The sequence below is a fragment of the Salininema proteolyticum genome (assembly GCF_042685645.1).
Lineage (GTDB): Bacteria > Actinomycetota > Actinomycetes > Mycobacteriales > Micromonosporaceae > Salininema > Salininema proteolyticum.
The window spans coordinates 1712542-1736301 of record NZ_JBHUNX010000001.1 but is presented as its reverse complement, the minus strand read 5'-3'; the positions used below and the strand labels follow the sequence as shown (position 1 = coordinate 1736301).

At 63.8% G+C, this 23760-nt stretch carries 19 protein-coding genes, 1 tRNA gene and 1 pseudogene; 7 read left to right on the top strand and 14 right to left on the bottom strand.

Features of this window, described 5'->3' with window-relative positions; all coding sequences use genetic code 11:
* Positions 1 to 31: 31 nt before the first annotated feature.
* Both ACFTE1_RS08115 and ACFTE1_RS08110 read left to right on the top strand, forming a co-directional pair.
* A complete protein-coding gene (locus tag ACFTE1_RS08115) occupies positions 32 to 994 on the top strand; it encodes an ABC transporter substrate-binding protein (protein WP_380617921.1) in 963 nt (320 codons plus the stop codon).
* Entirely contained in the window at positions 991 to 1755 is a 765-nt protein-coding gene (locus tag ACFTE1_RS08110) for an ABC transporter ATP-binding protein (RefSeq protein WP_380617920.1), read from the top strand. Before ACFTE1_RS08115 ends, ACFTE1_RS08110 begins: the two co-directional genes overlap by 4 nt.
* Before the next feature lie 613 nt (positions 1756 to 2368).
* Here ACFTE1_RS08110 and ACFTE1_RS08105 read toward each other — a convergent pair.
* Positions 2369 to 6496 carry a GEVED domain-containing protein gene (locus tag ACFTE1_RS08105; protein ID WP_380617919.1) on the bottom strand — a complete coding sequence of 1376 codons (4128 nt, stop codon included), beginning with the start codon at positions 6494 to 6496 and terminating at the stop codon, positions 2369 to 2371.
* Between the two features lie 1072 nt (positions 6497 to 7568).
* Between ACFTE1_RS08105 and ACFTE1_RS08100 the strand changes: the two genes are divergently transcribed.
* Complete coding sequence (locus ACFTE1_RS08100) at positions 7569 to 8036, top strand: hypothetical protein (protein WP_380617918.1); 468 nt, start codon at positions 7569 to 7571, stop codon at positions 8034 to 8036.
* Positions 8037 to 8413: 377 nt separating this feature from the next.
* On the opposite strand, the gene ACFTE1_RS08095 is transcribed toward ACFTE1_RS08100, so the two are convergent.
* The 4 genes from ACFTE1_RS08095 to ACFTE1_RS08080 form a co-directional block, all read right to left on the bottom strand.
* On the bottom strand, positions 8414 to 8881 hold the full coding sequence (locus ACFTE1_RS08095) for a hypothetical protein (RefSeq protein WP_380617917.1): 468 nt from the start codon (positions 8879 to 8881) through the stop codon (positions 8414 to 8416).
* Positions 8882 to 9261: 380 nt separating this feature from the next.
* On the bottom strand, positions 9262 to 9414 hold the full coding sequence (locus tag ACFTE1_RS08090; protein WP_380617916.1) for a hypothetical protein: 153 nt from the start codon (positions 9412 to 9414) through the stop codon (positions 9262 to 9264).
* A 28-nt stretch (positions 9415 to 9442) separates the two neighbouring features.
* Positions 9443 to 9820 carry a hypothetical protein gene (locus tag ACFTE1_RS08085; RefSeq protein ID WP_380617915.1) on the bottom strand — a complete coding sequence of 126 codons (378 nt, stop codon included), beginning with the start codon at positions 9818 to 9820 and terminating at the stop codon, positions 9443 to 9445.
* 328 nt (positions 9821 to 10148) lie between these two features.
* Positions 10149 to 10604, bottom strand: coding sequence for a hypothetical protein (locus ACFTE1_RS08080; protein ID WP_380617914.1), 456 nt, complete (start codon positions 10602 to 10604; stop codon positions 10149 to 10151).
* Positions 10605 to 10704: 100 nt separating this feature from the next.
* Here ACFTE1_RS08080 and ACFTE1_RS08075 point away from each other — a divergent pair, with 100 nt between their 5' ends.
* Positions 10705 to 11160 carry a hypothetical protein gene (locus ACFTE1_RS08075; protein WP_380617913.1) on the top strand — a complete coding sequence of 152 codons (456 nt, stop codon included), beginning with the start codon at positions 10705 to 10707 and terminating at the stop codon, positions 11158 to 11160.
* Positions 11157 to 13961, top strand: coding sequence for a M48 family metallopeptidase (locus ACFTE1_RS08070; RefSeq protein ID WP_380617912.1), 2805 nt, complete (start codon positions 11157 to 11159; stop codon positions 13959 to 13961). Before ACFTE1_RS08075 ends, ACFTE1_RS08070 begins: the two co-directional genes overlap by 4 nt.
* A 213-nt stretch (positions 13962 to 14174) precedes the next feature.
* On the opposite strand, the gene ACFTE1_RS08065 is transcribed toward ACFTE1_RS08070, so the two are convergent.
* Entirely contained in the window at positions 14175 to 14567 is a 393-nt protein-coding gene (locus tag ACFTE1_RS08065; protein ID WP_380618065.1) for a transposase, read from the bottom strand.
* On the bottom strand, positions 14543 to 15016 hold the full coding sequence (locus ACFTE1_RS08060) for a transposase (RefSeq protein ID WP_380617911.1): 474 nt from the start codon (positions 15014 to 15016) through the stop codon (positions 14543 to 14545). Before ACFTE1_RS08060 ends, ACFTE1_RS08065 begins: the two co-directional genes overlap by 25 nt.
* 151 nt (positions 15017 to 15167) lie before the next feature.
* On the opposite strand from ACFTE1_RS08060, the gene ACFTE1_RS08055 reads away from it, so the two are divergent.
* Positions 15168 to 15584 (top strand): contact-dependent growth inhibition system immunity protein, encoded by a 417-nt coding sequence (locus tag ACFTE1_RS08055; RefSeq protein WP_380617910.1) that lies wholly within the window; start codon positions 15168 to 15170, stop codon positions 15582 to 15584.
* Positions 15585 to 16218: 634 nt separating this feature from the next.
* On the opposite strand, the gene ACFTE1_RS08050 is transcribed toward ACFTE1_RS08055, so the two are convergent.
* From ACFTE1_RS08050 to ACFTE1_RS08040, 3 genes are all read right to left on the bottom strand, one after another.
* A complete protein-coding gene (locus tag ACFTE1_RS08050) occupies positions 16219 to 16602 on the bottom strand; it encodes a S1 RNA-binding domain-containing protein (protein WP_380762667.1) in 384 nt (127 codons plus the stop codon).
* Positions 16603 to 16649: 47 nt separating this feature from the next.
* On the bottom strand, positions 16650 to 17882 hold the full coding sequence (gene ltrA, locus ACFTE1_RS08045) for a group II intron reverse transcriptase/maturase (protein ID WP_380618290.1): 1233 nt from the start codon (positions 17880 to 17882) through the stop codon (positions 16650 to 16652).
* 558 nt (positions 17883 to 18440) lie between these two features.
* Positions 18441 to 18719 carry an RNA-binding protein gene (locus ACFTE1_RS08040; RefSeq protein ID WP_380621739.1) on the bottom strand — a complete coding sequence of 93 codons (279 nt, stop codon included), beginning with the start codon at positions 18717 to 18719 and terminating at the stop codon, positions 18441 to 18443.
* Positions 18720 to 19543: 824 nt separating this feature from the next.
* Here ACFTE1_RS08040 and ACFTE1_RS08035 point away from each other — a divergent pair.
* A complete protein-coding gene (locus tag ACFTE1_RS08035) occupies positions 19544 to 20356 on the top strand; it encodes a YdcF family protein (RefSeq protein ID WP_380621741.1) in 813 nt (270 codons plus the stop codon).
* 269 nt (positions 20357 to 20625) lie between these two features.
* Here the strand turns inward: ACFTE1_RS08035 and ACFTE1_RS08030 are convergent.
* The 4 genes and pseudogenes from ACFTE1_RS08030 to cmk all read right to left on the bottom strand — a co-directional run.
* Positions 20626 to 20745: pseudogene (locus ACFTE1_RS08030) on the bottom strand (flavoprotein); the annotation flags it as partial.
* A 705-nt stretch (positions 20746 to 21450) separates the two neighbouring features.
* A tRNA-Pro gene (locus ACFTE1_RS08025) sits at positions 21451 to 21527 on the bottom strand.
* 110 nt (positions 21528 to 21637) lie between these two features.
* Positions 21638 to 23002: a ribosome biogenesis GTPase Der gene (der, locus tag ACFTE1_RS08020; protein ID WP_380621743.1), complete on the bottom strand. Its 1365-nt coding sequence runs from the start codon at positions 23000 to 23002 to the stop codon at positions 21638 to 21640.
* Positions 22995 to 23672, bottom strand: coding sequence for a (d)CMP kinase (cmk, locus tag ACFTE1_RS08015; protein WP_380621745.1), 678 nt, complete (start codon positions 23670 to 23672; stop codon positions 22995 to 22997). The genes der and cmk overlap by 8 nt, the downstream gene beginning before the upstream one ends.
* Positions 23673 to 23760: the final 88 nt, after the last annotated feature.

Here is a 23760-nt window from a genome sequence, read left to right as displayed (position 1 = left end):
CACCCGACCGACCCACCGACAAGGAGTCACCATGCGCCAGCGCACCAAACCAGCCCTCCTCATGGGAGCCGTCCTCGCCGTAACAGCCGCCGGCTGCTCCGCCCCCGAGTCCAGCCCCGACTCGGACGCCGAGTTCCCCATGACCGTTGACAACTGCGGCGAAGACCTCGTCATCGAGTCGCGCCCTGAGCGGGTCCTCACCATCGGCCACTCCGCCGTCGAACTCCTCGACGCCGCCGGAGCGTCCGACAAGATCACCGCCCGCGCCGGGGAGTTCGGCGCCGACCTCCCCGACGGCCTGGACACCCCGCCGACCGACGTCGACATCATCGACCCCGCCGACCCCGGCGCCGAGAAGATCATCGGCTCCGGAGCCGACATCGTCGTCGGTTACGGCCTCTTCAACGCCGAGCCCGCCGACCTCCGGGAGATGGGCGTCCCCAACCTCGTCGTGCACGGAGAGTGCAACCACGACGACCGCGTCACCGAACCGGTCGACTTCGGCACCGTCATCGACGACATCGAGCGCCTCGCGGCCGTCTTCGGCACGGAGAAGGCCGCCGAGGAGAACGTCTCCGCGATCTCCTCCGAGATCGACGCCCTCAGCGGCACCGCGCCCGGCGACCGCCGCTCAGCCGCCGTCGTCTACTACTTCTCCGCCGCCGGCGACATGAGCGCCCAAGGGACCCTGCACATCTCGAACGACGTGCTCGACCTCGCCGGCTTCGACAACGCCTTCACCGACGAGGCCAACTACGTGCCCTCCAGCCTGGAATCGCTCCTCGACGCCGATCCCGAGGTCATCGTCCTCTCCTACGGCGTCTACGGCGAGGACTTCGCCACGGCACGAGCCAAGCTCCTCTCCGAGCCCGGCGCCGAGGACCTCCGCGCCGTCCGCTCCGGCGACATCGTCGGCATCCCCGCCGCCGATCTCGCCCCCGACCCGGGCGCCGTCGACGGGCTCGCCTCGCTTCTGGAGCAGACCAAGCCGTGATCACCGCCGACGAGATCACCGTCCGATACGGCAGGTCGCCCGCGCTCGACCGCGTGTCCCTGGCCGTCGCCGACGGGGCCATGACCGGGCTGGTGGGCCCGAACGGAAGCGGCAAGTCGAGCTTCCTCCGGGCCCTCCTCGGCGCCGTCGACCGCGCCGGCGGGAAGGCCTTCGCCGACGGCGACGAACTGTCCGTACTGTCCGCGCGGCAACGCGCCCTGCGCCTGGCCGCCGTGGCGCAATCCGAGGACTCCGGCAATCCGCTGACCGTCGCCGAGTCCGTCCTCCTCGGCCGCTCCGTGCACCGCCGCGGATGGGAACCCTACCGCGCCGAGGATCGGGCCGCTGCCGCGGAGGCCATGCGTGCCACCGGAGTCGACGGCCTCGCGGACAAGGCGTTCACCGCCCTCTCCGGCGGCGAGCGCCAGCGCGCGCTCATAGCCCGGGCGCTCGCCCAGAGATCCACGCACCTCCTGCTCGACGAGCCGACCAACCACCTCGACGTCCGGTTCCAACATGAGGTCCTGGAGCTCGTACGAGGACTGCCGCTCTGCACCGTCGTCGTCCTCCACGACCTCAACCTGGCCGCGCGCTACTGCGATGAGGTCGTGCTACTGGACCGCGGCCGGGTCACGGCGGCCGGGAAGCCCGACCACGTGCTCACACCGCCGGTCCTCGAACCCGTCTACCGGATAGGCGTCCGGCGGTTCACGGTCGACGGCGCGCCCCACCTGGCGTTTTCGCCGCGCGGCGTTCGCTGACGCCCGTCGAGCCGTTCGTTGCGTTTCCCTGTCGGCATATAAGCGTCCCCGTCCCGATGGGGTCGGTAACGTGATTCGCACCGGGCCGCCGGGGGCTTGCCTGAATAGGGCTTGCGTCCTACCGCCTTTTCGGCGGCTCGGCACTCCGTTCGCGGTGTGATCTGGTTGATGATGAAAAGGTGCCGGGGCCGCCCCTCAACGGGGCGGCCCTTTTCGCGCTCGCGGGCTCCCTCGGGCCTTGACGAGGCGAACAAGGCCGATGTCCTGCCCCGTGACCTCCCCGTCATCGTTCTCTATCCCGACGCGGACCATGCCGGCGGCCGAAGCGTCTCACCACCTTGATCGGAGGCCTCTGATGTGGCGCTATGTCGCGCCGGAGAACTGTCAGCGGCCACGTCGAGATCCCATGTGGAATGCGCATAAGCGTCGGGAGTTCAGCGGACGGTCCTGAATGAACCAACGGCGATGTCGGCATGCACGACAGAACTGAGATTTGATCAGACGTCACTCCTCAACGGGCGGACGAGAGGTTCCATCGGGTCGGCTCTGAATACGGTAGCGGGGCTGTAGCAGGCGGTCTCACCTTCCACAGCCCCGAACTCACAGTGTGGCGTCAACCCACGTCGCGTCGTTCCCTCCTGGTCCTGGCGACCGTCATCAGGGCAAGGCCCAGCACGACGGTGCCGACCGCTGCGACAACTGCGGCGGTCAAGCTACCGCCCGTCGTAGGCAGAACGGCAGCACCATCATCGCAACCCGGCCCGCCTTCGACGACAATGGCGTAATCTTCGTCGTCGTTGTTCGACAGGTCCACATCCTCGTGGCCTTCGGCGGTGCGGACCGTGGCCGACGTCGAAAGGCGTTCGTCGGCCACGCGGCACATCGAGGCCGTCTCGACAGGGATGCTGATCTGGATTTCATCATGCGCGGCCTCGGCGAGGACCACCGGGGAAGCCGCTTCGCCCTGCGGTGCGAGAACCTCACCGAACTCACAGACGGCCGTGCCGCCCTGAATGTCGCAGTCGGCGCCGACAGAGTCCCCGGCGGTGGTCAGGCCGTCGGGGACTTCGATCTCGATGACCCCGCCCCGTGCGGGGTGCGGACCGTAGTTGACCACGGTCGAGGTGATCGTTCCGGTGTGCGTGATCCGGTCGTCGGCCTCATGCGCCACGGCCAGGTCGACCTGGTTGGGCTTGATGATCGGGAACACCGGGTCGGTGCCGTCGGAGTCTCCATCGGTGCTGGAGTCGGTAGCGACCGAGTTGCCCAGGTCCGAACCGTCACCGGTGTAGGCGTCGTCCAGCTGGACGGTGAACGTCCACGACTTCTGCGCCCCGACCGGAAGCGTCGCTTCCGGGCCACAAGTCACCTTCTGCTCTTCAGCGGCGCATCCGTCACCGGCGGTGAACGCCATCGGCGCCGGAAGCTGGTCAATGGCCTTCACATCGGCCGCGGTCGACGGACCGAGGTTGCCCACCGTTACGGTGTAGTCGATCTCGTCGCCGGCTGTGACACCGTCTCCGGAGTCGACCGTCTTCGTCACCTGCAGGTGCGCGTTCGGCGGCAGGATGTCCGGCGGGTCGGCCTCCTCGCTCTCGTCATTGTCCGGATTACCGTCATCGGTATCCGAGTCCGCCGAGGCAGTGTTGCCCAGGTCAGAGCCGTCACCGGTATAGTCCGGCGACAACATTGCGGTGAATGTCCACGATGTCTGCGAGCCCGTTGCGAGAGACGCACGATTGGCACATGTAACCGTCTGGCCCTCGGCGGAGCAATCCTCGCCCGACACGAACGTCAGACCTGAGGGAAGTTCGTCCACAGCGGACACGTTCTGAGCCGACGACGGCCCCGCGTTCGAAACCGTAACTGTGTATTCGAACTCCTCCCCCGGAGCGACCGGACCTCCAGAAGCGGTCTTCACCGTCGACAGGTCGGCCTTCGGCTCGATGACCGGCGGGTCGGCCTTCTCGCTCTCGTCGTTGTCCGGATTACCGTCATCGGTATCCGAGTCCGCCGAAGCGGTATTGCCCAGATCAGAGCCGTCACCCGTGTAGGCCGAGTCCAACTCGACCGTGAACGTCCACGAGGTCTGCTCTCCGACCTCGACCAGCGAGACAGGGCCACAGGTCACCGTCCGGCCTGTGGCATTGCAGTCGTCTCCGGACACGAACGTCAGACCGTCGGGCAGGTCGTCGATGGCTTTCACGTTCTGAGCCGACGACGGGCCGGCGTTCGAAACCGTAACCGTGTAATCGAACTCCTCCCCCGGAGCAACAGGACCCAGCGACGCAGTCTTAACCGTCGACAGATCGGCCTTCGGCTCGATGTCAGGCGGGTTGACAGGGTCGCTCTCGTCGTTGTCCGAGTTGTCATCGTCAGTGTCAGAGTCGGCTGAAGCGACGTTGCCCAGGTCCGAACCGTCACCCGTGTAGGCGGAATCCAACTCGACGGTGAACGTCCACGCCTTCTCCGACCCCGAAGCCAGGCTCTCCTCCGGACCACACGTCACCGTCCGCCCCTCCGCAGAACAGCCCTCACCCGACACGAACGACAACCCCGCAGGCAGTTCATCCACCGCAGTCACATTCTGAGCCGACGACGGGCCCGCGTTCGAAACCGTAACCGTGTAATCGAACTCCTCCCCCGGAGCAACAGCACCGCCAGAAGCGGTCTTCACCGTCGACAGATCGGCCTTCGGCTCAATGACCGGCGGATCGGCCTCCTCGCTCTCGTCATTGTCCGGACTACCGTCATCGGTGTCCGAGTCCGCCGAAGCGGTATTGCCCAGATCAGAGCCGTCACCGATATACGCGGAGTCCAACTCCACAGTGAACGTCCACGCCTTCTCCGACCCCGAAGCCAGGCTCTCCTCCGGACCACACGTCACCGTCCGCCCCTCCGCAGAACAGCCCTCACCCGACACGAACGACAACCCCGCAGGCAGTTCATCCACCGCAGTCACATTCTGAGCCGACGACGGGCCCGCGTTCGAAACCGTAACCGTGTAGTCGAACTCCTCGCCCGGAGCGACCGGACCTCCAGAAGCCGTCTTCACCGTCGACAGATCGGCCTTCGGAACTCGGACTTCGACGGGCCAGTCTTCGACTTCGCCGGCTCCTCCGAGGCCGTTCGGCGTTGGGTCCGATCTATCGCCCTGGTACAAGCGCAGTCTCAGGTGCGTGGTCCCATTCTCTTGAGGGAGTTCCAACACGTTCCAATTGAGCTCGACGGTACCTTCAGTGCCGTTCGGGACCGAAGCGATGACTCGCTCGTCCTCAGAGAAGGACCCATCCTGGTTCATGTCCGACCACGCGGCCAGAGTCGCTGGTCCGCCGGTCGAGTTGATCACGGTCGGAGCGATCGTGTACGTCCGATCCTGAACGGCCGGCACTTCGTCTAGCCCGTCGTCGCTGTCACCGGTCCCGTCCAGCTCACCGAGGCTTCCGTCGTCAAGAATCGAGTGACGCGCGTCCCCTTCCAGGTCGATGGCCTCCCCGATGGTCAACCCTGTGAGTTCGTCGTGGTGGGGCCCATCGTTCGAGTAGCTCGTCATGTAGGAATCCGGAGCGTCGCCGAAGTCCTTCGCCAGAATGCAACCTCCTGCGTCAGTGGCTCCCTGCGATGCCCCCGAGACGATGCCCACCTTGGACGTGCTGCCGATTTTGTCAGCGGTGACGGGCTTTTCAGGGGTAGAGTCGCTCAGATCCAGGCTCTGCACGTTTCCATTGGAGTCAATGGCGTACATGATCCCCGTTTCTCCGAAGAAAACACCGTTGTACTGGCTTCCCGTAGGCCATACGTTGTTCTTCAGGACGACTTTCATCGGACTCGACGTGCTGTCGACGGTGATGAGGTCCCCATTGCGACCGTCGGCCGCATAAAACCGGCCGTCAGCCGGGTTCAACGCCCAGTCATACCAGCCGCCGTAGCCGGGATCGGGCAGACTCGTGACCTTGACCGGATCGGAGTTCACGTCGAGGATCGCCGAACTTTCTACGGCCTCTCCCGCAATCCACAGGCTCCCTTCCGCGTCGAAATCGCCCAGAGACCAGCTTCGGTTCCTGGTAAGGCCGTCGATTTCCCTGTAGGTGACGGTCGAAGTCTGCGGATCGATGATCGCGAGGCGGAACGGGTTCTTGGAAATACCGTAAAGGTTGCCGTCTGGACCCACGCCGATCGCGTCCAAACCGCTCGGTATTGTGATCCCGGTGTTCTCCGACTCGCCCGAGAACGGATAGAATCGGTAGATCACGGTGGGTGCGGAGCCCACGGACACATAGGCGAAGTTGGTGCAGGACCGCCTCTGTTCGGGTGGACGATAAGACTCTGAGGCGTCCTGCGATGCGGTCGGGCCCGGGTTCTTCTCGTTCGCATGCCCTGATGCGCCTTTGTGAGATGGTTGCGACTCGTCTAGAGAACCGACCTCGGTCTGCGGCGGGCCACAGGACTGACCGGACATCCGTGGTTCAGGGAGCACCGGAACTTCTTCGGCCGAAAGACCGTCGATCAGTCGAAAGGAGAACATCCGGTCCTCTTCCGCCGACAGGTCTCCCGACCAGGTGAACTGGCCATCGAGTAGTTCGACCTCGCCACCGTCCGGCCTGATAACGCCATCCCAGTCCCAATCCCGGAGAATTTCTTCCAAGTCATAAGAGACGGTGAGTTCCCTTAGGCTGACTTCCCCGGGATTCGAGAGTGAAACCCGACCGACGAGACCCCCTGATTCGGTCGTCCATTCCACTGGTGCGACGGTCAAACCATCCACCCCGTCAGTACAATTCTCAGCTGTGGCCTGACCGGCGAAGGCCGGCGACGCACTCCACGCCAGGGCGGTCGCAACACCCATCGCCAGAACGCCGGACGGCCTAACATATCTAACCTTCATTTTTACAAAAGATTCCTTTCGCCATTGGCTTGGAAATGAGACTTCCAATGCGACAGAAACTTTCCTCCATCTATAATGAACCGGGTATCCCGTCATTCTCGACCGCCGGCAGCCTTCACCAATGGCCTAATAGGTCGTATAATCCCCATATTCGGCTACGCGAGAACACTGCCCCTGAACGGATAGAGCCTCTCCATACCCAGCCCTCGAGCGCATCGGTCAGATCGCGTTCAATCGTGATGTGGAACTGGGCGGCGAGTCCGGTATTGACACTGATGCCATTGGGCCCCACAAGTCTTGACAAAGATCCTTGTGCCTGAGGTGACGCCGGCCCCTCCGTCTGCCCCTTCAGCCCCCGCGGAAGCCGAGGCGGGCCCAGGTGGCATTACCGTCCTCCTCGGGATGGATGCCACGTTCAATGCATCCAGCAGCACCATCCGATCTAATTGTTGTATGACCACTTCCTTTCATAGGCCATGAAGAACAGTAGTACCCCTTAATCGACTTTGATTGTTATATAACTCATTAGAAAATAATGACACAATTGTTCTATTGTAGACTTAAGAAGAACGATTCTGTCCTACATAGGCGAACGAAGGTGCCCGCTCGACTCTCCAGAATTGGACGCACTTCCACTGCCGATCCAAGAAGCGCGTACTACGCACCCACCGAGCCTCGAACAGTCGTACAGACGACTGTCCCGCCAACGCCGCCTGACGTTAATTGACGGCGATAACCATGCGACGTCTGGTGGTGATCGGCAGCACCTCGTAGTTTCGACCATTCATCGCGCCTTGGAATTCCCGTACTGCAGAAGGACGATTTCCATGGACTCTTGACAGGACTTTCGCGTCGTTACCCGGTTTCAGCGCTCTTAGATTTTGTATTCGCGTGGGTTCGACTACTGTGGCCGGTCGAATTTTAGCGCTTGCTGTTCAGAGCAGTAACGATGGCCGTCGGTGCCGCAGTGGCGGCTCCGACGGCCGCGGGCGGGACCGATATCACGTGCGAGTCCGGCGTTCCGGGCATGGCCCGGGGCCCGGACAGCGCTCGTGTCGCGTGCGGAACGGCGATCGAACACCCTGAAGGCGGTGACCTCGTCGGCTCCGACACAGCCGTCTTCAGCGGAGTCGGCGTGCCCGGCGAAACGGTCTACGTCGTGCAGAGCGAGGGCGTTGAAGTCTGCCGCAACGAGGTGAACGGCCTCGGTCTGTGGGCTTGCCCGACCGACTGGGAGCTACAGGTCCGCGCCGACGAGCCGTTCACTCCGTTCCAGACTTCGGCTGAGGAAGAAGGCGACCTGGTCGAGGGCGAGGCCGTCTACGCCGACGTCGCCCAGGGCAAGGGTGTGTTCCGCCGGGACATCGGAGCGCATACCCGTCGGGACGAAGAGTGACCGTTCCGGCGGGGTGCTCACGACCAGTTTCGGCGCCGCCCTCGTCCATGTGCGTCCCGACGTCGAGGTGGGCGTCGAGTCATGCTCGAGGACAAGGCGGTCTGGACGGCGTTCGGGCCTTCCTCCAATAGTCGAAGCACGCCGTGCCGCCGCTTCGGTGGCGCCCGCGCCGCTGGGCAGTCGTGTGGGTGAATACGCGACTGCGCAAGCTTTTCTCCCCGCAGGGGCGGATGTGCTCAATCGCGGCGTGGCCCAGGGTCCTGAGGCGGGTCTTGGGAGCCGATCCTCTAGCTCCTTGCGCCACACCGCGAACTATGAGGAGGCGGGAATCATGATGGCGTCGATCCACGAACGTGAGGGATCTCGGCCACTGTGGCTCATCCGCAGTGGACCCTTTCCATCCTCCTTGCGACCCACGTACCGTTGGGCAGGTCGATGCGGCCTTGGATGCTGATGCACTTGCCGGTCATGTCCTTGCCCCGCGGAGTGTAGACGGGCCCGGCGTAGTACGAGTACTGTCCGCTGTCGTAGGCGACCGGGCTGCCCACACCGCGATCGTCCCACAGCCAGGCGACTTTCAGGTCCTTGTACCCGTACGCCGCACCGTAACCGTTGACGACAAGGCAATTGCGCTTGGTGCTCGAAGACCAGTAGACATCGAGGTGTCCGACGGTTCCGTATGGGCTCTTGGTGATCTTATGGTGCCCGACATGGGAGTACGACGACCCGCACGGGCCGGCTAGAGTTCCGGCCTCGTCGGCCTGGACGGTCGACGAGCCGGCGAATACCGCGACGACGACTGCAAGGGCGGCGAGCGCACGAACGAAGACTGGTTTCCTGGACATGTCATCCTCTCTTCGGAAGGGAGTCTGCGAAGTGTTCGGGTGGCGCCAACACTAGTTACTAGTTCTAGACATGTCAATATATAATCACTATGAGTGGATCTTCGTACGGGAGGCCGCAACGCGCCGCCGCAGAGAATTCCGCGCCAAGAACCGATCGACAAATACCCCCGGCCCTAATCCCTGTTGGAGCGACGGGTCGTGTTCGCCCCGCCAGCATCCTGTTCGCTGTCCGCGCATGCCACCGTTCGGTGGCCGACCAGGTGGATGAGGAACGCTGCGATCACGAACGTCAAATGCCGGTAGGTGGACTTCCAGGTCCTCACTTGGTGGTGGTCGAGCCTGTGGCAGCCCTTGGCCTGCTGAAATGTCCCCTAAACCGCCTACCGTGACCCGGCGACATGAACGAGCTGGGCGAAGGTGGCCGGCCTCGGCCACCAGACGTGGTGGAACGCCCGCTCACCGGTGTCGAGATTCTCCCGAACCAGCAGGTAGTGGTGACCTGCCTCGTAGCTGGGGTCCTCGAAGGCGACCATCTGGCCCTTGGTGGCGAAGGCGACGTGTTCAGGGATTTCGGACTGTTCGCGGCGTTCGGGGCCGGAACACCAGGATGCCGCCGGTGCCGAGCACGTCGATGGTGACCTTCCCGAGAGCTTCGCGGGCGGACGCCTCGTCCCAGCGGGCGCGTTCCAGCAGGTATTGCAGCCGGTCAGGAGTCGGGTGTCCCGCCCATTCGCTGATCGTCCAGGTGTTCTTCGAGGCCAGTTCCGTCATCAAGCCCTTTGTGTAGGTCTGAACGTTCCAGAACGCCTCCGGCCGCCCGAACTGTGACGAGAGGGCAGAGAACACCCGGTGGGAGGCCTCCTCATGGGCGGCGATGATTTTGCTGGACTGAGCGGCTGCCGTCTGGTTTTCCTGTCTCACAACAGAAAACACCGACAACAGCAGTCTTTGGTTTCACGGACATCTCCAGCGTCACAAGGCTTCTGCCGACAACCGCAGTTCCCTAATACAAGAACCATGGCTGGAGCACTAAGGCTGGTTAGAACCCTGGCGATCGTTCGCCGGGCGCTGCGAAGGCGACACGATCGATAGTCGGTCTTGACGCGGGTGACCAGGCTCCTCACCTCGTGAGGGTCGACCGGACGATCCTCTACGTCGCCTCTGAGATCGGCGAACAAGAGCTCTGACAGCGGTATCCCGCCGGGACTGGTCGCGGTAGCGAACAGAGCTCCCCAACCTGTTGCCCCGGTCAGTAGAGTCCGGCGGTTCATTGCGATCCCTGCTTCGTCATCTTCACCAAGGTATTCCAGCTGTGGCACTTCGGAGACGGACGTCGCCTCAGCGCGTCCGGACTCCCCGGAATTGTCCGGACGGGCTCGAACGAGCGGTAGCGCTCGGCATCGGACGCCTCCAGTGTCGAGCGCCTGGCCAAGGTTTCGGGCGAGCGCTTCGACGCAGGGGCGTTCGCTTTTTCGATCTTGCCGATCAATGACTCGGAGACATAGATCAGGCAGGCGAGCAGGGCGAGAGATCGGCAGCTGATCGGTGGTGGCGCGTTCTCTTGCGGCCGTCCGCCCGACGGCCTCGGTTTCGCCACGGACAACGGCCACTTCTCGATTCCCTTGCCCGGAGTGGCCGTCACAACCGCCGGCTCCGAGGGAACCCCGAGCACGGCACTGCACTGGTCAGCGGCGCCGACGCCCCGACCTGGTTTTGTCGTCATGACGACTGGTACGCCATGGGCGAGCGTAACAACAGTACGCTGGGAGTTCTACGTTCGCACCCCGGCGGACACCCCGCCATCGAACCGCGGAGGTACGCCCATGCCCCACTGTTCCTCGACCATCTACGACGTGGTCCGCGACGTCGTCGCCGACACCGCCCCTGAAGAGCTGCCCGTCGTGCAGGGCCTGGGCGAACTGAGGGAGGCGGCCGTCTCCCGACGTCTGCGACGAGCCGCCCCACGGCGCGAACCGCTGGGCTTCGGCATCGGCGAGATCGCCGTCCTCATCGCCCCGGTCGTGTGGGTCGTAGTCGAGCACGCCGCCAAGGGCGCCACGGACTCACTGCTCGACCGCGCCGGAAAGTGGATCGGGTCGCTGTTCCGCCGGTCCCGGACTCCCGTCCCCGGATTCACAAAGGAGCAGCTGGCCGAGATCTACCAGGCCTTCCTCGACGAGGCCCGGAGACGAAAAGTACCGGACGAGTCGGCGATCGCAGCCGCCGACGCGCTCGTCCGCCGACTGGCCGAGGCGCCACCCGACGAACTCGACCGATGATCGGCACCGGAAAGCGGGACCGGCCGGCACGGAGGCCGACCGTCGTGCCGCACCTCGCCACCGCCACGACCCTGCGCTTCCTACAGCTGGTCGCACTGCTGACGGTCAGCGCGGCGACCATGATCCTCGAAGTGCGCAACCTCCTCGATGCCGAGACGGGGCGTGAACGGTGCTTCCGCGCCGCGGGAGTGAACTTCGAGCTCGACGCTCCAGTCAACGCCGCCGCGAACTACGCCCGCAACGCCGACATGATCGCCACCTGCGTGGAGCGCTATCCGTCGCCGACGATCTGGGTGGGGCTCGTGTGGACGGCCCTGCTCGCCTTCGCCACGTACTCTCTGTTCCACCTGATCCCCCTCTGGAAGTCGCGGCGGGCCCTCGTCGTGCCGTTGAAGAGCGTTGACCAGAACGGCGCCATGGACCGGCATCTGCGGTCCCTGGCCGAGCACGCCGGACTGCGCCGCTTCCCGCGCGTCTACGTCGACCCGGCGAACCCGTCGACGGACGCCCTCGTCTACGGCACCGACCGGCATCCCCGCCTGCGCCTCCACGCCGGTCTGTTCGAGTTGCGCCGCAGCGACCCCGACGCGTTCGAGTCGGTCGTCCTCCACGAGTTCGGCCACATCCGCAACCGCGACATCACCATCACCTACACCGTGATCGCCCTGTGGCGCGTCTTCCTCGTCCTCGTGCTCCTCCCCCACCTGGCGGTGCGCGCGTACTCGCTGCGCACGGCGGTCGTGGACTACGCGTGGGCGGAGAACCTGGTCGGCATCCACACCTTCAACATGGTCTCGACCGGACTCATGACCCTGCTGATCTACCTGGCGCGCACCGACGTGCTGCGCGCCCGCGAACTCCACGCCGACTTGGCGGCGATCGAGTGGGGCGGCGATCCACACCGCCGCACCTCGTCCGACAACGAGGAGGGCCAGGAGAGGAAGCATCAACGGCGACGAATCCGCGCGCGCTTCCTCGACCTGTGGCGCAACCATCCCCACGTCGATCTTCGGGCCGCGGCGGCACGGGAACCCGCTCTGGCCCTGCGGATCACACCCCTCGCGATGGTCCTCACCGGCTTGGCCACGAGCATCATCTTCCTGCGCGTCTACTCCACCCTCAACGCGGCCACCGTTCCCGACGTGGTCTCCACCGGCCTCGCCGCGCTCGTCGGTGCTGCCCCGGCGGCGGGCATCACCGCGATCCACCTTTGGCAGTCCGCCCGCCTGCCAGAGTCCTCGGGAGTGCGCCGCCCGTCGGGAGTCGCCGTCGGAGCATGGCTGGGACTCGGCATGGCCGTGGGGACGGCCCTCCTGGACGGAAACATCTCCCTGACCAGGCTGCCGTCGCACCCCGAGGCGCCTCTGATGCTGGTCCTCCTGGGAACGCTGTTCGGATGGTGGGCGGCCCAGTCGGTCCGCGTCTGGGCGGCCTCGCGCGGCGACCGTTTCCGCTGGGCCAGTCCCACCGCCGCACTCGTCTCCTTTTGGATCGCCTTGACCGGGCTCCTGGTCGTGTGGAGGTTCGCAAGCGGCTACTACCATGGCCCGATCAACTTCTTCGACGCCGAAGCACTGAGGCAGAGTTGGGAAGACATCATCGTTTCCAAAGGAGGCGAGGCCGACTCCTTCGTGACGGCCATGTGGGTGTGGCTCTTCCCGGTCTCGATGGTCGCCCTCGTGCCGTATCTGTGGACCGCGATCGCCGCGCTCTGGGGCGTTGTCCTCCTCCGGCCGCACGGACGGGACGCCGAGGGGCCGTTGCGGTTCTGCCTGAGACCCGCTCTCGTCGGATTCGGGGCGGGAACAGCACTGATCCTGACCATCCGGTTCTTCACGGACGGAGGCGAATCGGCCAAGTTGGGCGACATCGAGCACGCGGTGTTCTACTACTGGAGTGCCGCGGCCGTCTTGATCGGAGTGACGATTGCCGCCGTGGGAGCCGCCAGGAGAGCCGACGAGGCTCGCCTGTTGAACGCGTTGACAGCGTCTCAGCTGGCACTCTGGAGCGGCGTCGCCGCGTTCGTGCTTCTGACCTCGGCGGACGGCTGTCTCGGGCCTTTCGACACGTTCGCCACGGAGTGCTCGCCGCCGCAACCGGTGGCGTGGACGGAGTTGCGCGGCCTCTTGGACGTCGTCATGATCGCCTGTCTCCTGGTCGCCTTGCTGGCCGCTCCGGTAGGGCGGGCGGCCTCCCGTTTCCGTCCCGGCCCGAGGACCGCGGCAGGTTCCGGGAGTCGAGTCCGGACGGCGTTTCTCGCCGTCGTCTTCCTTGCCGTGGTCGTCACCTCCGCCGCCCGGGACCTCCACTATGCGAAGACCCTGGCCGACCCCGACTACGCCCAGCTGGACGGGCTCATCACCACACGGGACTCGAAACCGAGGGAACTGGTAGAGACGCAACTCTGGGCCTGGTACGAGGAGGGCGGCGAAGACCTCGTCGTCCGATTCGCCACCGAGTGGAGCGAAATCTACGACATCCTCGGCGAATTGAGGGACGCGCCGGAGGACGAGCGCACACAGGATCGGCACTATGAGATCGCCATGGCCTGCTACGACCTGTGGGGTGCGGTCGACGAGGCCTACGATTACTTCTACTACCCCGACCCGGATCTGGAGGAGGCGTGGGAAGACCTTCTCGGCGACCTGTTCTCGGACGCTTCGGACTGCGTCGACGGATACAACGCCTACCGTGAAGGAGAGAGCGGTGAACAGTACGCCGACGCGGTGAGACGGCTGACGCAGGTCACGGCAGAGCAACTGCTCGTCTTCATGGAAGAGGCGAAGAAGCACCGCGGCTGACGCACACGGCCGCCGGTCCTCCGACACAGTTGAGACGTCCCGTCCGGAAGAGGTCCGCCAATCCGACTTCGGCCTAGGGCAGACACCCGAGCCTGTCTTCAATGAGCCTTTTCCAACTACCCCTTCGATCGGGGTTCCACTATGACAATATGGACGATTATTGTCCTTCATGGATGTTGAGGGCGAGCCATGTGTGAGAAGCCGTCTCTGCGGTCATGATTCCATTTTGGAGATCTGCCGTGCCATGACGAAGATGCTGGCGACCAGCACAAACCCCTCGGCGTGTTCGGGCTTGCGCTCGTAGTCGCGGCAGAGTCGGCGCCGGTGCATGAGCCAGGCGAAGGATCTCTCCACCACCCAGCGTCGAGGCTGTACCACGAACCCTTTCTGGCCTGCGAGTTTAGAAACGATCTCGACGACAAATCCATAGAGCTCTCGAGCGAGGTCGGCAATCGGGCTCTGGTAGCCCCCATCGGCCCAGACTCGGGCGATGGTCGGGAACCGCTGGGAGAGAGCGAACAGGAGGTCGCGGGCGGCGGTACGGTCCTGAACGCCGGCGCCGGTGACCATCACGACCAGGATCAGGCCCATAGTGTCGACGGCCAGGTGCCTTTTGCGGCCGTTGATCTTCTTCCCGCCATCATAGCCCCTCCGGTCGCGGCCGGAACGGTCATGTCAGCCTTGACCGACTGGGAGTCGATGGAGGCCGCTGAGGGTTCGGCCTTCCGCCCGGCGGCGTAGCGGAGCTCTTCACGAATGACGGTGTTTATGCGGTCCCACACACCGGCTGATACCCAGCGCGAATAGAAACCGAACACCGTCTTGAACGGAGGGAAGTCGACCGGGAGGCTGCGCCATTTCGTGCCGGAGTCGGCGATGTACCGAATGGCGTCGACGATCGCCCGACGACAGTGGTGTTCATGCCCGCCACGTCCGGTTAAGGCGGCCGGGACTGGCAGGAGCGTGGCGATTAGAGCCCACTCGGCATCGGTGCAGCCTAACGGATAGGTGGAAGTGCGGGTATTGTGACGCCATGGATCGCAGGCACGATGCAAGAGGGCCTTCGGTGGTAATCTGACCTGTAACTAAGAAGACTGATACCAGAGGCTCTTTTTCTATGCGCTGCAGGGGCTCTGACCCAACCGACAGCTACTAACTGAGCATGACTCATGTTATGAATCCTATCCGACCGTACTGGAGTTCCATGTGCCGACCTACAGCAACAAATCCATCATGGAGCTGGAGTCCGACCGTTGGGAAGAGCCTGGCCCGGACGCGTCGTACCTGATCCGCACCTGTCACCGGCTCCGACAAGCTCCTCTCCGCGACCTTGAAGCTGAGGACCTTCGGATGCTCATCGGCCAAGGCATCGGATTGCCGTGGATCATCCCTATCGCGCTCGACATGCTCGAAGTCAATCCATTGAAGGAAGGCCACTACTTCCCTGGAGACCTCCTCGTCGCCTGCCTTGGGCGGCACCCTCGCAACTTCTGGGTGTCGAGGCCCGACCTTCGCGACAGATTGGCACGGATCGCGAACAACATAGACCGGCTGCAGCTCACAGAGGCTCCGCCCTCTCTTTCCGAAGTGATCCCACAGTGGATCGAGGCGACTGCCCACTGACCGCAACTCAACTGTCCAAGTTCAGCAGTTCAAATCGCCCCGATTAAACCGTTACGAGCCGCCACGGCCAGGATCAACCCGCGACTCGCCGTCGCCTACATCGCCGGGGAATTAGGTGTAATGCCCTGCGAGGTGGGGCGCCGAGTAGGCCGCCGGGGTGGTTCCGCGCCCTCATCGTCGCCCCGGCGCGTACAATTGATTTCAGCTACGATGCCCACGATTGAAGATCCCTGACCACCGGCGAGACATCGCGTGACGCTGCTGGACCACGGTCCCAACCTGGTCTGGCTCCGCCCGGTCGAATATGTCAATGAGTTCATTGCTCACTGGTTCGAGAACACCTTGTTTGAATTCGTAGACTTCTCGCCCGTCTCCCATCTGCAGACACATCCCCGACGGTTGGGCTTCGGGACGGGCTCCTTGGCAACACAGAATCCAGCCGTGGGCCTCCAGATCTTCTCGGGCCGCGATCAGGCTCTCCCAATAAGTTGCTTCGTTGTAAACGCAGGCAATACCTGCGCTAGCCCAGCGCACGGCTATCACTGGCGGGTTCATCTGGACGGAAACCTCAATATTGAGCGTAGAGCCAGTGTTGGTGACTGCAGCCAGTGGCCGCACCTCGGTGGGACGATCGTCAGACGTCATTGCTACCCGACCTCCCGGGCTCAGAAACCAGCCGTACCTTCCGGCCAGTCAGGTCGACGCCTGCAACCCGAACTCGTACTTGTCGACCTTCGACGAGTTCCGTCGAGAATTCATTGAAGGGAAGCAATCCCTCGATGCAGTTGCTGATGTGAACGAACGCGCCGATAGGAGTGAGTTTGGTGACGGGGCCGTCTATGGTCGCGCCGACCGAGCCCGCGATCTCCGGCCACCCATCGGGGTGTTCGGCCCATTCATCGAGTTGGATTTTAACCTGATATTTGTGGTCGTCGAGCCAGATAACGGTGCCGTTGACGCGTTCACCTCCATGAGGCAAGTCGGGTGGCGCGGCGGAACCTCCCCGCCGCGCTCCCACAGATCCGGACGTGACACTCTCGCGTCATCCGGCTCCTGCAACACCGGTCAGCGTGCCATTCTCGTCACCCAACGCCAATGCTCGAAATAGGCGGGGTACTCCTCGACGACTTGACACCAGCGGCGGATAAACCGCTTCCAGCTCCGAAACCGTCGATACTTTTTCCTCACCCACTTCGCCAGCATCGCGTTCAACTGTCCCAGAAGCGGATAGAGCTCGGAGCGACCGAATGACCCGTAATAGTTCATCCAGCCCCGAACGATCGGGTTGACCAACCGGGCGATCTCATCGAACCCCCGATCGGTTCGCCTGCCGATCCGCCAAGACCGCATCACCTGCGACATCCGTTTACGCGCCGCTCTACTGACAGCAGGCGAAAACGTCGTCATCCGCTCCCCGTCCCGGCGCCATCCTCCCGGCCTGCACCGGAAATCGAACCCCAGGAAAGTAAACGACCGCGGGCCACTCCATCGAACGTCGCGGTCATTTCCGCAGTAGACGATACGAGTCTTCTCCGGATGGAGCCGCAAACCCACCTCGGTCATCCTCACCTCCAGCGAAGCCAGGACTTTCTCCGCCTGACGCTGCGAAACGCAGTGAATCACCACGTCATCGGCGTAACGCTCGAACATGACCATCGGATGGGCACGTTCCAGCCAGGAATCCAGCGCCCAGTGCAGGAACAGGTTCGCCAACACCGGCGAGACCGGTCCCCCTTGCGCCAGCCCCCGTTCACGCGGTGCAACATCCCCGTCGGCATCGATGACCTCGCAGGCCAGCCAGCGGCGCACATAAAGCACCACCCAAGACGGAAGCCCAAGGGCCTCCACCGCCTTCACCAGCAGGTTCCAGTCCACCTCGTCGAAGAACGAGGCGATATCAACATCGACCACCCAAGACCGTGACCAGCACCGATCCCGGCAAACCTTCACGGCCTCCTTCGCTGAACGGCCCGGTCGAAACCCGTAGGAGTCGGAGTGAAACAGAGGTTCCACCACCTCCTCAACACGCTTCGCCACCACCGTCTGAGCGATCCTGTCGGCCACAACAGGTATGCCGAGAACCCGCCGACCACTGCCTGCGGGCTTCGGTATGGACACCGACCGAACCGGCTTAGGGAAATACGATCCCGACGCCATGCGATTCCAGATCTTGTACAGGCCTCCCTGCAGTGTCTTCGCATCACGACCGAAATCGTCGATCCCCACGCCGTCGGCTCCGGCGGCTCCGCCGTTACGGGCCACCGCCAACCAGGCGGCCCATACCTCCTCCCGGGACACGTCAAAAGGCTTCCCGGTCGCTGACCGTGATTCACTCACGGGGTTCCTCCCATCGCTGGTTGACCCAGTAATCTGAATCTGTATTGCCGGTCCCCTTCGCTCCACTCCCACCGCGCCAGCAAGAGGTTCGCCACTACTACGAGACCGTCCGCAATCCCCTGCCCGCATCGGTACTCGATTCCTCGCCGGCTAAGGCTCGGAACACTCCCTTCGCATCGAGCGAGGATCTTCCCACGTTCCATGCAGCCGCAGCAGACTGCGTTCACGCCCCCTTTACGCCGGATGCCGCCTGGCCAGTAAACGGGTTTCTGCCAGACTCCTCCCAGCCTCTTTTCGACAGGCCGGTTTTGACATCAGTTCAACGCTTTTCGACGCTTCAAACAGGGCCCCAGCCAGAGTCTCTGACACTGGATTTCACGCAACGTCTCCGCAGTCCCCACCTGACAGCTCAACGCTGCCTTCTAAACGTATCGCTCACCACAGTCCCGTTACCGGTCATGCAGCATACGCCGGTTTGAGACCCCCTCCCGAAAGGCGATCTCGGAGGGCCAACCTCCATCAGCTACACAGCACCTCGAAAACAGTTACATCACCACCTTCGAGTCCGTGGCACACCGAAAAGCAGCGGCATGTTGGCATGGCCGTGATCTGTGCCAGACCGATCGCCTGTGGATGGCCTTCGAGTCGAAGGAACACACCGAACGGTTGACGGCCGATGACTTCGCCCGCGACATCTGTTCCAACCGGCAGCGCCGTGACCATGTTCGGCCAGGCTTCTCGGGCATCCTGTTCACGGTCTTGATAGGCTCCCCAGTCGGGCCAGTAATACTCTTCCACGCAAAAATAGTCTCACGTTGGATTCAACCGTAGGTGCGGCGCACCGTCCCGCAGGATGGAGGATGTAGTCCTACTGGGTCTTCCACATCGGGATCCGCACCAGTTGGCCTACTGCAGTTCCCAACCGTTCACAATTGAGAAGAACTTCTCGTCATTGCCGACGCGTTGGATCGCGTTCCACCATCCGAACCCTACGTACGTCACTTCGCCGTTAGGTTACATCCCTATGCTCTCCTCCGCCTCTCACACCCCATGGACATCCAGGTTCAAACGCGGAACTGGTGCCGCCCTCCTCAGCGGAGTATTTCTGATCGGTCAGTGCATGCTCGCGACATGGGAACTGGCGCAGTCACCCTGCCGCAGCATGTTGACCGTCGACTGCGCCGCCGATCCTGGACCCCACCACACCCACGGGTGGGCACTATGGCTCGGGCTCCCTTTCGCTACCCTTTTCATTGCCCCCGCCGCGGTCTGGGCGGCAACTAACTTGCCTTGGCAAGCAGCCATGCTGACTGTCGTGGGACTGCACCTCACCCCGGTCACTGCCATGTACTTCACTCCGCTGGGCATGTTCTCGTTTGCCGTCTGTGGAGTCCTCGCACTGTGCTGCGCCACTGCCATCTCCAGTTTCCGACAAGGGCCGACCGAGAGCTCACTGGTCGATTCAGACCACAATAGAGACATTGACTAACGCACCTAGTGTGCCGGTGGCACTGGTGGCGACGCGACATGCGCCCTGAATGGCCGATAGTACTCACGCGTCTGGTCGGTCGGCGGAACATTATCTGGCAGGCCACGTCGCACCTACTGCCTAGACTGATCTCATGACGCTCAAACTCCCCTACGCCCCCACCCCGGCTGTTGAGGACCTCGAACACGCCCGTTTGATCTGGGAGGCCCTCCGCTCCCCCGCCATCAGGAACGTCCGCCGGCACTATGACGCGATGATAGTGGCCGGGAGCCATGACGTTCGAGTCGCCGATGCCGCAGTCCAGGCCTGGACGGACGGCGCGTCGTCCCGGATCGTCGTCTCCGGTGGGAGCGGGCGCTTGTCGGAAGTCGTTCTTCCGGAAGGTGAGGCGCGGGCCTACCGTGCACGGATGACCGCGCGCATCCCTGCGTTGGGACATGTCATCCGGTTGGAGACCGAAGCGCGGAACACGCAACAGAACCTGGAGTTCTCCCGGTGGATTCTTACTGAGGAAGAAGTCGATCTCAAGGCGGTGCTGCTCGTGTCGCTGCCTTACATGGCTACCCGGATTATCGCCACAGCACGCCGATTGTGGCCGGAGATGCCGGTGGTCGAATCGTTCGTCGGGTCAGCCGGCTTCGACGAATACTTGCTGAACCTCGAGAGCGACGGAGTGAAACCTGGGCTCGTTGTTGCCCGCCTGGTCGGGGAACTTGATCGCGCCGTGCAGTACCCGGGCCGCGGATTCATGACGCCTGTCGAAGTTCCCGAGTCTGCACTGGCCGCTGCGGACGCTCTCGTACAGGCAGGTTATACGTCGCAGCTGCTCCCGCCCGCGGACCCGCGAAAGCCGAGCCTGCCGGCAGCGAACGCGACGTCTGCCGATCCGCCGGCTTCGAATTCAACCCAGCCTCGTCCTTTACGCAATTGCTTTCGGTGTGCATGACCCTTAGAAACCGAATATCCGCAAGCGATTCGAGCTCTGTGATGGCGTTCAAACTTGGAGCGTTTCATTCGCCCACCGTAGTCATTTTCAACAGCGTTACGTATCGGCCAAGCCCTTCTGCCAGGGAAAGGTCTTAATCGCCAGGTTTCCTTCCCCAGATCCACGGGCCCGTAGTCGCCAGTTCCCATCACCACGAGTATGCCTTCTGTTCGAAGCCGATCTACAGCTTCTCGGCATGGCAGCCGATTTGCCAGGGCCTTGTTGACGAGGGGGATGACGGTGGTTGGAATCCCGGCGCCGATGGACTCGGTGACGATTTCCAGAGCGCAGTTATCCGCGATACCTGCCGCGAGTCTGCAGATCGTGTTCGCGGTTGCCGGAGCAATGATGATGGAATCAGCAAGTGGTCGATTTCAGCGCGGCTCGCTTGGATCACGGTGTTCGGAGATAGCGGCGTTGCCGGTGAGGTGCTCCAGAGCCGGCTCGTCGATAAATTTGCGAGCTCCCCCGGTTCCGCGCCATCGAACTCGAACTAGCACTGGCCGACCACTACACCGCGATGGCGAACTCCGATGAGGACCGTGACGATCTGGGGCTAAGATCTTGCCCAGAGGATCAATGACCACGCCACTCTCGTCGTGAAGGCGACCAAGCGGATCAAGGGTGAGATCACCATGCCGAGTACCTTCGAGGGCCAGTAGATGGGACTCCTCGGCCACGCTGACCGGCCGACCGAGAAGCGCACCGGAGGACCGAAATCCGTCCGACTGGAGAGAGACAGACTCCGCCACACGTTCCGGACCCGAACCCGACGCCTTCACCACCGTCCACGGACGTGTAGACGCCCTCACCGCGGACTCCCGGACAACCCTAAGGGGCTCTTTCAGAGGATTGATGAGACGGGGCGGAAAACGCTCAACACGATCTGGTTCGCCAGGGCCGTGGGGTCGACAGCGAAGACCGGAACGGGGACTTCGGGCAGAACAGCCGGTTCGGGGCCTACATCGAGCCGATCCGCGACCCCCTAGGAAACGAGGCCCGGACAGCAAGGAACCCCGGCCCTGAAAAGGACCGGGGTTCTAACAAGCACTCTATGGTCGGGCTAACCGGATTTGAACCGATGACCCCCTCACCCCCAGTAAGGTGCGCTACCAAGCTGCGCCATAGCCCGTCCCGGGAATTTCAGGCCGTATGACCTGGTCTTTCCCAGTTCCGCCGGTTGTCCCGGCGACGTGTACTAATATAGCGCACCGTTCAAGGGGCCTTGAAGGCGGGTCCGCCTCAGCGTTTCCGGCCCTTTTTGGACTCGCGGGGCTCGCGCGGCTTGATGACCAGGTCGATCGGGCTGCCGGTGAAGCCGAAGTCCTCGCGGAGGCGACGGGTGATGAAGCGCTGGTACTGCTTGTCGAAGGGTCCTGTGGTGAACAGCACGAAGCGTGGCGGCTCGATGCCGACCTGTGAGGCGAAGAGGACCTTGGGGATCTTGCCGCTGCGCCCCGGGTGGGGCGTGGCCGCTTGCAGATCCGAGATCCACTTGTTCAGTTCGCCGGTCGTGATGCGCTGCGTCCAGCCCTCGAGAGCGGTGCGGGCGGCGATGGCCATCTTCTGCACGGAGCGTCCGGTGAGGGCGGAGATGTTCACGCGGGGCGCCCAGGCGACCTGGGCCAGTTCGCGATCGATCTCCTTCTCGAGATAGTAGCGCCGGTCCTCGTCGACGAGGTCCCACTTGTTGAAGGCGAGGACGAGGGCGCGGCCGGCCTCGACCGCTTGGCTGATCACCCGCTGGTCCTGTTCGGAGAGGGGCTCCGAGGCGTCGAGGAGGACGATGGCGACCTCGGCGGACTCGATGGCCGCCTGGGTGCGCAGGGAGGCGTAGTACTCGGCGCCCGAGGCGAACTTGACGCGCTTGCGGATACCGGCGGTGTCCACGAGGGTCCAGTCCTCGTCGTCGATCGTGACGATCGAGTCGACGGGGTCCACGGTAGTGCCGGCGGCGTCGTCCACAACGGAGCGGGCGGAGCCGGCGAGCTTGTTCAGCAGGCTGGACTTGCCGACGTTGGGCCGCCCGACGAGGGCGATCCGGTGGGGACCCTCCTCCTTGAGCGATCCGGTCGGCTCCTCCGGGAAGGCCTCGACGATGTCGTCGAGCAGGTCGCCCGCACCGCGCCCGTGAAGGGCGGAGAGGGGGCGCGGCTGCCCGAGGCCGAGGCTCCACAGTTCGGCGATGTCCGCCTCCTGCTTCTCGGAGTCGGCCTTGTTCGCCACCAGGATGACGGGCTTCTTCGCACGGTGGAGGATGCGAACGGCCTGCTCGTCGGCGGCGGTGACGCCCACGCGGGCGTCGAGGACGAAGACGATGACGTCGGAGGTCCTCATGGCCAGCTCGGCCTGCGCGGCGATGGCGGCGCCTATGCCGTCGGCGTCGGGCTCCCAGCCTCCGGTGTCGACCAGGCTGAAGTTCTTGCCCGCCCATTCGGCGTCATAGGCGATCCGGTCGCGCGTCACGCCCGGCTGGTCCTGAACGACGGCGGCGCGGCGGCCGAGAATGCGGTTGACCAGGGTGGACTTGCCAACATTCGGGCGTCCGACGACCGCTACGGTCGGGACGGGTCCGTTCTCGCCGTCGGTCCAGGTTTCGTTATCCATCAATGTTCCTGTTGTTCAGTAGGGCCAGAATCTTGGCGACGACCTCGACGATGGGCAGCTCGGTGGAGTCGATGACGTGCGAGCCCTCGGGCGCCTCCAGCGGACGGGTGGTCTTGGAGTCGGCCTTGTCGCGCTTGTCAATACTAGCCTGGGTGCTCGACTCGTCACCGTCCGTCTCGGCGGCCCGGCGGCGGGCGCGCTCGGCGGGGTCGGCGGTCAGGTACACCTTGAGGTCGGCGTCGGGGGCGACGACCTCGGCGATGTCCCGGCCTTCGACGACGATGCCGGACTTCGCCTTGGCGATGATGCCGCGCTGCATCTTGATGAGGTTCTCGCGCACCGCGGGTTGGGAGGCGACGGCGGACACGGCGGCGGTGACCTCCTCGGAGCGGATCGCCGCGGAGGCGTCCTCTCCCCCGACCACGGTGAAGGGGTCCTCGGGCTTGGTGCCGAACTTCAGGTCGGCGCCGGTGGCGGTCTTGACCACCTGGTCGGCGTCGGACGTGTCCACGCCGGCCTGGATGACCGCGTACGTCGCGGCCCGGTACATGGAGCCGGTGTCGAGGTAGGCACTCTCCAGGGCTGTGGCGAGTGTCTTCGAGACGGTGGACTTGCCGGAACCGGAAGGCCCGTCGATGGCGATGACTGGTTTCTTGGATGCCTCAGACACGGTTACGCTCCCATCTGATTGTCGTAAACCACGCCAACTTAACATTCCCGACAAGCGCCGGGTGCTGCGGATAGAGGGTGTTTGTGAG

Bases quoted from the DNA above. Each gene is read 5' to 3' on its own strand.
- ACFTE1_RS08095 (WP_380617917.1), bottom strand. From the start codon at position 8,881: ATGTCCAGGAAACCAGTCTTCGTTCGTGCGCTCGCCGCCCTTGCAGTC.
- ACFTE1_RS08075 (WP_380617913.1), top strand. From the start codon at position 10,705: ATGCCCCACTGTTCCTCGACCATCTACGACGTGGTCCGCGACGTCGTC.
- der (WP_380621743.1), bottom strand. From the start codon at position 23,002: ATGGATAACGAAACCTGGACCGACGGCGAGAACGGACCCGTCCCGACC.
- ACFTE1_RS08115 (WP_380617921.1), top strand. From the start codon at position 32: ATGCGCCAGCGCACCAAACCAGCCCTCCTCATGGGAGCCGTCCTCGCC.
- ACFTE1_RS08070 (WP_380617912.1), top strand. From the start codon at position 11,157: ATGATCGGCACCGGAAAGCGGGACCGGCCGGCACGGAGGCCGACCGTC.
- ACFTE1_RS08035 (WP_380621741.1), top strand. From the start codon at position 19,544: ATGACGCTCAAACTCCCCTACGCCCCCACCCCGGCTGTTGAGGACCTC.
- ACFTE1_RS08090 (WP_380617916.1), bottom strand. From the start codon at position 9,414: ATGGTCGCCTTCGAGGACCCCAGCTACGAGGCAGGTCACCACTACCTG.
- ACFTE1_RS08080 (WP_380617914.1), bottom strand. From the start codon at position 10,604: ATGACGACAAAACCAGGTCGGGGCGTCGGCGCCGCTGACCAGTGCAGT.